At 31.4% G+C, this 11,783-nt stretch carries 11 protein-coding genes; 9 read left to right on the top strand and 2 right to left on the bottom strand.

Annotated features, from left to right (window positions below):
* Positions 1-215: 215 nt before the first annotated feature.
* Together HMPREF9144_RS04670 and HMPREF9144_RS04675 are read right to left on the bottom strand one after the other, a co-directional pair.
* Positions 216-1,154, bottom strand: coding sequence for a ribose-phosphate pyrophosphokinase (locus HMPREF9144_RS04670; protein ID WP_006044736.1), 939 nt, complete (start codon positions 1,152-1,154; stop codon positions 216-218).
* 33 nt (positions 1,155-1,187) lie between these two features.
* Positions 1,188-1,799: a thiamine phosphate synthase gene (locus HMPREF9144_RS04675; protein WP_006044737.1), complete on the bottom strand. Its 612-nt coding sequence runs from the start codon at positions 1,797-1,799 to the stop codon at positions 1,188-1,190.
* 68 nt (positions 1,800-1,867) lie between these two features.
* On the opposite strand from HMPREF9144_RS04675, the gene nspC reads away from it, so the two are divergent.
* The 9 genes from nspC (at position 1,868) to HMPREF9144_RS04720 (ending at position 11,556) form a co-directional block, all read left to right on the top strand.
* Positions 1,868-3,031: a carboxynorspermidine decarboxylase gene (gene nspC, locus HMPREF9144_RS04680; RefSeq protein ID WP_006044738.1), complete on the top strand. Its 1,164-nt coding sequence runs from the start codon at positions 1,868-1,870 to the stop codon at positions 3,029-3,031.
* Between the two features lie 128 nt (positions 3,032-3,159).
* Positions 3,160-3,813, top strand: coding sequence for a DnaJ domain-containing protein (locus HMPREF9144_RS04685; RefSeq protein WP_006044739.1), 654 nt, complete (start codon positions 3,160-3,162; stop codon positions 3,811-3,813).
* A 597-nt stretch (positions 3,814-4,410) separates the two neighbouring features.
* Complete coding sequence (locus HMPREF9144_RS04690; RefSeq protein WP_006044740.1) at positions 4,411-5,619, top strand: GDP-L-fucose synthase family protein; 1,209 nt, start codon at positions 4,411-4,413, stop codon at positions 5,617-5,619.
* A gap of 411 nt (positions 5,620-6,030) precedes the next feature.
* On the top strand, positions 6,031-6,885 hold the full coding sequence (locus tag HMPREF9144_RS04695) for a hypothetical protein (RefSeq protein WP_006044741.1): 855 nt from the start codon (positions 6,031-6,033) through the stop codon (positions 6,883-6,885).
* Positions 6,886-6,974: 89 nt separating this feature from the next.
* The gene (locus HMPREF9144_RS04700; RefSeq protein ID WP_006044742.1) at positions 6,975-7,181 is read left to right on the top strand and encodes a hypothetical protein; all 207 of its coding nucleotides are present in this window, start codon (positions 6,975-6,977) and stop codon (positions 7,179-7,181) included.
* 123 nt (positions 7,182-7,304) lie between these two features.
* Positions 7,305-7,571 carry a cytidylyltransferase domain-containing protein gene (locus HMPREF9144_RS04705; RefSeq protein ID WP_006044743.1) on the top strand — a complete coding sequence of 89 codons (267 nt, stop codon included), beginning with the start codon at positions 7,305-7,307 and terminating at the stop codon, positions 7,569-7,571.
* 120 nt (positions 7,572-7,691) lie between these two features.
* Complete coding sequence (locus HMPREF9144_RS04710; protein WP_006044744.1) at positions 7,692-9,320, top strand: oligosaccharide flippase family protein; 1,629 nt, start codon at positions 7,692-7,694, stop codon at positions 9,318-9,320.
* Positions 9,320-10,486, top strand: coding sequence for a Coenzyme F420 hydrogenase/dehydrogenase, beta subunit C-terminal domain (locus HMPREF9144_RS04715; protein ID WP_040595388.1), 1,167 nt, complete (start codon positions 9,320-9,322; stop codon positions 10,484-10,486). The genes HMPREF9144_RS04710 and HMPREF9144_RS04715 overlap by 1 nt, the downstream gene beginning before the upstream one ends.
* Positions 10,483-11,556 carry a polysaccharide pyruvyl transferase family protein gene (locus HMPREF9144_RS04720; RefSeq protein WP_006044746.1) on the top strand — a complete coding sequence of 358 codons (1,074 nt, stop codon included), beginning with the start codon at positions 10,483-10,485 and terminating at the stop codon, positions 11,554-11,556. The genes HMPREF9144_RS04715 and HMPREF9144_RS04720 overlap by 4 nt, the downstream gene beginning before the upstream one ends.
* The last annotated feature ends 227 nt before the right edge of the window (positions 11,557-11,783 follow it).

Genomic DNA, 11,783 nt, shown 5'->3' on the forward strand with positions numbered 1-11,783 from the left:
AATAGTGATAATAAATAAAAGGGGTGTCAGTTTTGGCACCCCTTTTATGTTTTGTTTATGTTGGCTATTATTATCCGACCTATACGCACCTATAATATCAAATCAATCGTTAGCTTATAATTTCTATTACTTTTAGCTACTACTGTTATTCTGATTGTAAAATTGATTTTAAAGGCTGTATATCATTTACTTCTTCTAATCAAATATCTTTAATTTTAAACAAGATATTGGTTAGATATACTTTCGTTGTTTACTACACGACGAATAGTTTCAGCAAACATATCTGCAACCGAAATCTGCTTTACCTTAGAACATCTATCGGTATATGGAATAGAATCGGTAAATACTATTTCTTCTAATGCAGAAGCTTCAACACGTTCGTTAGCAGGACCACTCATAACACAGTGCGATGCACATGCACGAACACTTTTTGCTCCAGCTTCTTTCATAATATCAGCAGCTTTTGTCATTGTTCCTGCCGTATCAACCATATCGTCTACAATAACAACGTTTTTATCTTTTACATCACCAATTATCTGCATTGAAGCAACTTCGTTAGCACGAGCACGTGTTTTATTGCAAAGCACTAATGGGCAACCAAGATATTTTGCGTATGTATTTGCACGTTTTGAACCGCCAACATCAGGACTAGCAATTACCATATCTTTCAATCGTAGGCTCTGCAAATACGGAAGCAATACACCACTAGCATAAAGATGGTCTACAGGAACATCAAAGAAACCTTGAATTTGATCGGCATGTAGGTCCATTGTTATAAGTCTGTCAATTCCTGCCACACTTAGTAAGTCGGCAACCAATTTTGCACCAATACTTACACGTGGTTTATCTTTTCTGTCCTGGCGCGCCCAACCAAAATATGGCATAACTGCTATAATATTGCGAGCAGATGCACGTTTTGCAGCATCAATCATCAAGAGTAATTCCATCAGATTGTCTGAATTAGGAAATGTACTTTGCACAAGATACACATCTTTTCCACGAATACTTTGTTCGTAAGAAACAACAAATTCTCCATCAGAGAAGCGTGTCATTAAAGAGTTGCCTAATGGACAATCTAAACTTGCGCAGATTTTTTCTGCCAAATATCTCGTCTTTGTTCCCGAGAATACTAAAAAAGAGTTTTCTTCACTCATTTCTATTAGTTGTTAAATATAGGTGTTATTTGTTTATTCTATTGCCTTCTGAAGATTATAGAAGTATTTTATTATACCTTTATAATTAATATCATTGTACACATCAAAGTGCTTCCAAAATTCTTTTCCCACAACAATGCCACCGAAACCATATTGTTTTATATCAGGAATATGCTCTAAGGAAATTCCTCCCATTGCATATACTCGTTTTCCAAGCAATCCTTGGCTCTTCAGTTCAGTTAATTCTAAACTCGAAAATTTATGTTCGTCTGTAGCAACATTGTGTTTGTCATCGTATATATTGTCTAAAAAAACATAGTCCGAACTCTTTCTCATTTCTTTTAATCGCATAGAGTTCCTACATGTCCGTCCTATCTGACCTTTATACCCTATAGGTGGAACTGCGGTTTCTGTATCAAGATGAATACCTGCCAACTGTTTTTCTGCTTTAAGATAATAATGTTGATGAATAGTAATGTGTTTATGATAGGTTTTGGGAATAAGCGACAGTAAACGCTCTAAGTAAAGGGCGGTACCATCGGTCTTCGAGATATGGAGATTCTCAAGTCCTTCCTCAAAGAGTGCTGTCAATATTTTATCCTCCTCCACAAAGTATGTGGATTTAGTCATAACGACCAGTTTCATACCCAATAATTTGTTGCAAAGGTAAATAATATTTCCGACTTTTACAAACTTTTCTGTATATTTGCAGCATGAAAATAAATGCAATAACATTCGAAGAGCTGCAGCGTCCAGCTTATATCTTAGACGAAACAAAACTACGTAGCAACTTGTCGCTTATAGCGAAAATAGCAAAAGAGGCTGATATCGAAATTATTTTAGCTTTCAAAGCATACGCACTTTGGAAAACATTTCCAATTTTTCGTGAATATATTAATGCTACTACAGCTTCTTCGCTTAACGAAGCTAAATTAGGTTATTATGAATTTGGTGCTCCTACGCATACTTTCTCGCCAGCTTACACAGATTATGAGATAAACGAAATTGCCAAATGTTCATCGCATCTGGTTTTCAATTCTTTCTCACAATTCAACAACTTTCATTTAAAGGCTAAACAGGCTAACAATAAAATTAGTATTGGTTTACGTATTAATCCTGAATATTCGGAAGTAGAAACTTTACTTTACAATCCGTGCGCACCTGGCACGCGTTTTGGTGTTTCTGCTGATAAACTTCCTACACAATTGCCTACCGATATCGAAGGCTTTCATATTCATTGCCATTGCGAAAATGGAAGCGATGTTTTCGAACGCACATTGCAGCACGTCGAAAAGAAATTAGCTCCGTGGTTTAAACAAATTAAATGGATAAACTTTGGTGGCGGTCATTTAATGACACGTAAAAATTACGACACAAAACTGCTAATTAATATTCTTAGAGCATTTAAATCAAGGTATCCATGGCTTAAAGTAATATTAGAACCAGGTAGTGCTTTTGCCTGGCAAACAGGACCACTTGTATCGCAAGTTGTAGACATTGTGGAAGATAAAGGTATAACCACAGCAATTTTAAATGTTAGTTTCACTTGTCACATGCCCGATTGTCTAGAAATGCCATATTATCCTAATGTCAGGTTTGCAAAACATATTGAAAATAACGACCAACACACAGACCATATTTATCGTTTAGGAGGAAATAGTTGTTTGAGCGGAGATTGGATGGGCTATTGGATTTTCGATCACGAATTAAAAATAGGCGAAAATATTATTTTCGAAGATATGCTTCACTATACTACTGTTAAAACTAATATGTTTAATGGCATAACACACCCTGATATTGCTCTATTAAAACAGAATGGAGAAATAGAAACTTTGCGGAGTTTTAATTACAACGATTATAAACTCCGTATGGATTAAACCTTCTTTTACATACACTTATAAAATTATTTCAAAAAAGTAGTCTGACAATATGTTCCATTAAAACACTTATGGCACATATTTTGTATAAATAATTAGCAAAAAACAAATAGAAAAGGATTAAGAATATGGCATTCATAGACTATTATAAAATTTTAGGTGTAAAAAAAGATATACCACAAGACGAAGTTCGTGCGGCTTATCGGAAACGTGCAAAACAATTCCACCCCGATCTTCACCCAAACGACCCAAAAGCAAAAGCTAAATTTCAGGCACTTTCAGAAGCTTACGATGTAATTGGCGATCCAGATAAACGTGCAAAATACGATAAGTATGGAGAACAATGGCGAAACGCCGATGCTTTTGAACAGTCGGGAGGGGGAGAACAAGGTTTTAGCAACTATAATACAGCTTTCGACGGCTTCGATTTTAATGGAATGGGAGGCGGATTCAGCAGTTTCTTCCAAGATTTATTTGGCGGAGGAGCAAGAGGCGGATTTAAAAGAGGAACAACTTACCGAAAACCAGCTCCACAAGAAAGAGAAGTTGAACTTAGTATAGATATATATACAGCTTTATTAGGGGGAGATGTTGTTGTAATGTTACCTGAAGGAAGAAAAATTAAGCTGAAAGTAAAACCTTATACCCAAGACGGCACCAAAGTTAAGATTAAAGGAAAAGACAATTCGGTTGATACAATATTAACGTATAGGGTAAAACTACCTACTTCGTTAACAGAAAACCAAAAAGAACATTTACGCAAAATGCGCGATAATGCTTAATATATGCAACATTAGGTTCTATCAGTATAGAATATAATTAAAACTCATAGAAATTGTAATTACAAAATTAAAAAATGTAATTACAATTTTTTATTTTATAATTAAAAAATATGCCTTTAACCCAAACCATTCTTAGCACCTTAATAAAATTTGTTTTGTTGTTATGCAAAACAACAAACTTTGTTGCAAAGGTGTAGCCACTTTGTTTTGCAAACTCGTCAAGTTATCTCAAAAATTCAATTAATATCTGTTGCCATTATTAAATAAAATGTGTATCTTTGCAACCGATATATAAACGAATCTGACTAAATAACTCTGCGGGTAATAAAAAACCTATAGGCGGAGAGTGCGTTAGAGGGATAAATGTTCCAACCTTTTCAGAAAGGGAGGGAGAGTCCCTTTTATCAAATAACCACATCAAGTAAACATATAACACATTCTCAGAATAAGCAAAGTTATTTATACCAGATTGTAAAATTTCCTTTCGTAAGATTTCTAAAAAAGCAATACAAAGAAGAGTATTCCACTATTAAAATTCGAATACGGAAATTTTAAAGAAATACTATAAAAATAATCCATAAATAACACAATATAAAGATGTTAGAAAAATCATCAAAAATATATATTGCTGGACATAAAGGTTTGGTAGGTTCTGCTATTTGGAACAATCTGAATGCACGTGGATACACAAACCTTATAGGTTGTTCTCATCATGAATTAGACCTTACAGACCAGCAAGCTGTAGAAAATTTCTTCGCAAAAGAAAAACCAGATGCCGTTGTTTTAGCCGCTGCTTTTGTTGGTGGAATAATGGCAAATAGTCTTTATCGTGCCGATTTTATAATGCAAAATATGAAGATGCAATGCAACATCATTTCAACCGCATATAAATATAAGGTAAAAAAACTTCTTTTCTTAGGTTCTACCTGTATTTATCCTAAAAATGCACCACAACCAATGAAAGAAGATGCACTGCTTACATCTCCATTAGAATATAGCAACGAAGAATATGCCATAGCTAAAATTGCAGGATTAAAAATGTGCGAAAGCTATAATCTGCAATATGGAACAAATTATATTGCTGTAATGCCAACTAATCTTTATGGACCTAACGATAATTTCCATTTAGAGAATAGCCACGTAATGCCAGCAATGATGCGCAAAGTATATCTAGCAAAACTTATTCACGAAAATAATTGGGACGCCATAAAAGTAGATATGAATAAACGCCCCATTAACCCTGTTTCCAAACTTGCTAAACAAATTGGAAAAGAAAATGTAGATGGTAATTCTTCAAAGGAACGTATCTTACAGGCTTTAGCTTTCTATGGAATAGAAAACAATAAAGTAACACTTTGGGGAACTGGCTCTCCATTGCGCGAATTTCTTTGGAGCGAAGATATGGCAGATGCTTCTGTTTACCTGTTGCTTAACGTAGATTTTAAAGACATTATAGGCATAGAAAAATATTCAAGCGTGTTTTATGGTGTAAAAACCAATGGCGAGGTAGACCGCAACAATAGTGAAGGGCGTGGTGGTGCAATACCAGAACTCGGAGAAATAAGAAATTGCCATATTAATATAGGTACGGGTAAAGAACTTACCATAAAAGAATTGTCTGCATTAGTAGCAAAAACTGCAAACTTTACGGGTAAAATAGTTTGGGACGAAACAAAACCAGACGGTACACCACGGAAACTTATCAATGTAGATAAACTTCATTCGTTAGGGTGGAAACATAAAATAGAGATAGAAGAAGGGGTTGAGAAACTATATAAATGGTATCAACACTCTTTAGAAAACTAACACCTTATATAATATAATTAATATGATACCATCGAAACAACACACGATACTCTATAGCTGGAAAAATTTAAAACTACTTTTATTTTTCGTTTTATGTAATCTTGCATTTTGTAAATCTTATGCACAGTATTACAGTTTTAAAACAAATGATTTTTATAAAAATAGGAATCCAAAAAAAATAAAGTTTATACCAGTTGGGCAAATATAAATGGACGGCGTTGGGATATAAAAACAGATGCTGTAATAAGAGATTTTGATGAATATACATATTGTCTTAAAGTTGGTACATCGTCAAGTGGAGCTTCTTATTTAGAATTAAAACCAGATATTAGTAAATCAAAAATAAGAAAAATAGTTATATCTTTACAAACCAGTACCGATGATAAACTCAGAAAATTGTTGAATACTGTTATGGCTGTTGATGACAAAAGAATATCTCCTGTGGAAAAAGGTTATATTAATGATTCTATCATCTCTTTTACATTTGCGAATATAGTTATCAATGACAGACCTAAGATAGAAATCTTCTACGATAAAAATAAAACCTATTTTATAGCAGTACAAAGTATTGAAGTTACAAACGAAATTGATCAAAACGAAGATAACTCAACAACTATCACAAGTAACAAAGGCATAGAAAATAATATCATTCAGGTTACACGTACCCTTTCAAAAGATTATTGGAATACATTCTGTTTACCATTCAATGTCGATAAAGATTCTGTAAAATTGTATTTAAATGATCCAGAATTAAGAGAATTTACCGGAAAAGTAGATGGCACTACAATGCTATTTAAAGATGCAACAGAAATAAAAGCAGGAATTCCATATATCATAAAGCCAAAGAAAGATGTTGTAAATCCAATATTTCGTAATGTTACTATTACGGACGTTGAGCCAAAAACAATAACAGACGAAACAGGAAACTATGCATTTGTAGGAGCATATAGTCCAACTGAATTAAAAACAGACGGGACAGAACTTTTTCTTGGCGACAAAGATAATCTCTATAAACCGTCTACGAACGATAAAAAGATAAATGGAATGCGTGCATTCTTCAGAATAAAAAATGCATCGCACGCAAAACAATCACAATATAATATATCATTAGATGGAACAACCACTATTGTTTTACACAATACAAACGATATTCCATCTAAAACACACGCGAGAGTTTACACATTAGACGGTAGACAAGTATATTCTACCAGTAACTTAAAAACAGGAATATATATAAAAAATGGGAGGAAAATATATGTGAACTAATATGAAATAAAAACTTTAGCGTAAACTTTATACTACTCTGAAACAGAGTTTAAAAAGAAAAGATATAAAACCTATAATCTTTACTAAAAATGAAACACAAAAAAGTATACGAACAACCAATATTAAAAGTAATACATATTGAAAATTCAACATTCCTAACTGCAGGTTCTTCACACAATAGTGGAACTCTCCCCAGTGGAATGAATAATAACAGAAACATTGAATTTGGAACACAAATAGGAGATGGCAACGCTAGCGGAGCACACTCCAAACCATTTGAGTGGGAAGAAGAGTAAAATAAATAAATATGGATAACAAAATTATCACCGTTATATCGCCATTAAAGCATACTCTTTATGGATTTACAAATTATCATAGAGACTAATAATATGTGATTCAAATATTTGAAGAAAAAAAATATGTCATACTTTATTAATAAAAAAATAACGTTCATTATACAAGCACGTGTAGGTTCTAGTCGACTCCCCAATAAGATATTATTACCCTTTTATAAAGGCAAATGTATATTAGAGTTATTAATAGAAAAGTTGAGACAAATAGAGGATACAAACATTGTTGTTGCTACATCTATAAATCCTAATAATGATGTAATAGAGGCTTATTTAGATAAATATAATATCCCTATCTATAGAGGTTCAGAAAATGATGTGTTTCACGTTTTATAGCTCTTTCTATTTACTTGTTGCTTAATATATATCTTAAGGACATTATAGGATAGAAATATATTCAAGCATACTTTATGGTGTAAAAACCAATGGCGAAGTAAACTGTAACAATAGTGAGGTATGGTATGTAATACCATAATTTGGAGAAATGATCCTTTTCAATCACTACTTACCTTAGAAGACTATGATTTTCAAGATAATCTAGTTTATTATTATATGTCGGATATCTCATCTAATAACAAACGAATTGCTAAAAATACATTAGCACTATATTTTAGAACATTTTTTTCATTAGTTGTGTCTCTTTATACAAGTCGTATAATTCTAAATGAATTAGGTGTAACCGATTATGGTATATATAATGTTGTTGGCGGTTTTGTCGGTATGTTCACAATATTATCTTCTTCACTTTCTGGGGCTATCAGCAGATTCTTAGCTTTTGAGTTAGGTAAAGGAAATATTGGTAAACTAAATAAAGTATTTTGCACATCAGTTAATATTCAAGTAATATTATCTATTTTAATTATTATTATATCAGAATCTTTGGGCTTATGGTTCCTAACTGAAAAGATGAATATAGAGCCAAGCAGAATGTTTGCAGCGAAATGTGTATTCCACACATCTGTTATTGTACTTGTACTTGACCTTATAACGGTTCCTTATAATGCAATCATAGTAGCGCATGAACATATGAAGGCGTTTGCCTATTTGGGGATTATTCACGTTTTATTAAAATTAGCGATAGTACTTATATTACCATTTTTCTCTTTTGATAAGTTAATATTTTATTCCTTTCTTCTTTTGTCTACCTATATAATTATACGCTTCTTAAATGGTATATATTGCAAAAGCCATTTTAGAGAAACGAATTGGCACTTTTATATAGACAAAACTTTAATGAAAGAAATGTTTGCTTTCTCGGGTTGGACTTTTATAGGTTCGTCATCTGCTATTTTAAGAGATCAGGGTTCAAATATCTTGCTGAATTTGTATGTAGGTCCAGTTGTAAATGCTGCTCGTGGTATAGCAGAACAGGTTAATGGAGCTGTAAATAGTTTTGCCTCTAATTTTATGACAGCTGTAAATCCACAAATAACAAAATCGTATGCAGCTAATGAAAAAGAATATATGTTGGACTTAATTTATAAGAGTGCAAAATTTTCAATGTTCTTATTATTATTTTTATCTTTACCTATTATGGTAGAGACACCATATATATTAACAATTTGGCTAAAAATAGTTCCTGAACATACAATATGGTTTGTAAGACTAATTCTTCTTTATGCATTATGCGACTCTGCTTCTCGACCATTAATCACAGCTATTCTTGCTACTGGCAATATTAGAAATTATCAATTAATGATAGGAGCCTTTCAATTTCTATGTTTACCTTTATCATATATTCTTTTAGAAAACGGTTTTTTCCCAGAAATAACTCTTATAATTGCAGTTATTTTTAACTTCTGTTGTTTGATTGTCCGCTTGATTTTATTACGAAAAATGATAGGGTTAAAAGTAAGAAATTACATAAAGAATGTAGTTTTTAAAGTAAGTTTTGTAGGTATTATTTCTTCGGTCTTCCCTATTTATTTATCTTTAAATTTATCTAATAGCTTCTCATCTTTTATAGTTGTAACAGGTATAACATTATTTTTGACTATATTTGTAATTTATATAATAGGTTGCTCCTCATCTGAAAGAGAAACTATTAAAAGCACTATATATAAATTAATCAAAAAACTTATTTAATGAGTGAAAAACTAAGAGTCGATAGTAAAATACCCCAAGAATGTTGTGGTTGTACAGCATGTGTTGTTTCATGTCCTTTTGCGGCTATAAAGATGAATCCTGATGACTTGGGATTTAATTATCCTTTAATAGATAATAATCTATGTACTAATTGTGGAAAGTGTTTTAGAGATTGTCAGTTTATACCATCTTATAAAATTTTTAATGATTTTGAGGAGCCACTCGTATATGCTGCACGATTTAAAGATGAAAAGAAATTAATAGAAAGTCAAAGTGGTGGTGTGTTTTCTGCAATTGCAGAAACAATACTTGCAAGAGGGGGGCTTGTTTATGGTGTTGCTTATTCTGAAAACTATAAAATTAGTCATTGTAAAATAACAAATAAAGAGGCGTTAAATTCAATAAAGGGATCTAAATATGTACAGAGTAACTTGGATGGTATATTTTTAGATGTAATTAATGAATTAAAAAATGATAAGCTTGTTTTATTTTCAGGAGTACCTTGCCAAGTTGAAAACTTAAGGAAGCAAACAGAAAGACTTAAAAGAGGAAAATTGATAACTATTGATATATTGTGCCATGGCGTGGGGGCTCCAAAGGTTTGGGAGGATTATTTACATTATCTTGAAATTAAGTATTCTTCCTCTTTGCAAAATGTAAATATGAGAAATAAGCTCTTAGGTTGGAAAGGTGGAATAGAAACATATACCTTTAAAAATAAAAAGAGGATTATAACAGAGTCTTACCTTTATCTCTATTTTTCGCATTACATCCAAAGAGAAAGTTGTTTTAATTGTCCCTATACAAACTTAAAACGTGTAGGAGATATTTCATTAGGTGATTTTTGGCATTGGGAGGATACATCTTATAACGAATTTAGAGATAATAAAGGAATTTCATTAGTTCTTATTAACTCGTCAATAGGAAAAAAAATATTTGAAGAAGCATCTAAACTCTTAGAAATATTACCAAGTAATACTAAAGAATGTATGCAGGATGTTTTAAGAAAATGCATACAGCCAAATATAAAACGTAAGAATTTCCTTAAAGACTATAAGAAAAGAGGATTCAAGTATGTAGCTCATAAATATGGAGATATGGGTAAGATTTATAAAACTAAAATATTTATAGCAAAAATACTTTCAACTATAAAAAAGAAATTATGAAAATAGGAATCATTACTTTTCAATGTGCACATAATTATGGAGCAGTCTTACAAGCTTATGCCCTAAAAGAATATTTAAAAACACTAGGGCATTCAGTAAATATAATTAACTATAGACCTCGCTACATAGTTAATGCATATAAAAAAAATAATCTTAGAAATTGGTTATCAAGGAACCCTTATAAATGTATCATAAGGCTATTCATAGAGTTAATAGTAAAACCGATAAGAATTAAACGATGGTATGCTTTTGAAAATTTTATGAATAGATATTTAGACCTGCATCCTTATAAAAGAAATGAGGATTTTTCAGAATATAATGTTTTAGTGTTAGGAAGTGATCAGATATGGAATCCTGGAATAACTGGTGGGAAATTTGATGGAGTTTATTTTGGGAATGATGCTAAATGTAAAATTGTTTCGTATGCAGCAAGTAGTAGATTTGAAAAATTATCTAAACAGCAAAAAGATTTTTTTTCAAACGCTCTACAAAAATTAGAGCATATTAGTGTAAGGGAAGATTCTCTAGCAAGTTTATTACAACCTTTAATTGATAAAGAAATTAAAATAGTTATTGATCCTACCCTTTTAGCTGGTAGAAGAATTTTTGACAAGATAGCTATACCATCTAAAAAGAATAAATACCTTCTTTTATACCAAATAGGACAATGGAAAGAACTAAATAGATTAGCAGTTAAAATTGCTAAAAAATTAAATCTTGAAATTATAGAAATTACATCACATCCAATAATACCCAAAAGTGGATTAATCCAAACAGCTTCTCCATCAGAGTTTATAGGATACTTTCAAAATGCTTCTTTTGTTGTTACAACATCTTTTCATGGTTTAGCATTTGCTCTTACATACAACAAAGAGTTTTATTGTTTAAAACAAAAATCAAATTCAGATTTAAGATTATTATCTTTACTGAATAAATTAGATCTAGACAATCGTTGCTTAGAAATAGGAGAGGAACCTAATTTTGAAGTAATAAACTATTCAAAAGTAAATGAAAAATTGAATAGAGAAGTAGAGCTTTCTTTAAAATATTTAGAAATAGCACTAAATTAAAATTATAAATATTTTGTTCATATTCTCAAAGCTAACAGTGCAATTATAAGAAATGAGTAAGTGAATATTTATAATATTAACCTCCAAGATAAATAATCGTAAATAAATATTTAAATCATAGGAGTACGAAGTGAAAATTATAATTAGCCAAGAATATAAAAATGTATTATAGTCTCAAAGGTCTATTCCAAGTTTTTATATTCTAGATTACAAATATTATTATATTA

The organism is Prevotella pallens ATCC 700821 (assembly GCF_000220255.1).
Taxonomy (GTDB): Bacteria; Bacteroidota; Bacteroidia; order Bacteroidales; family Bacteroidaceae; genus Prevotella; species Prevotella pallens.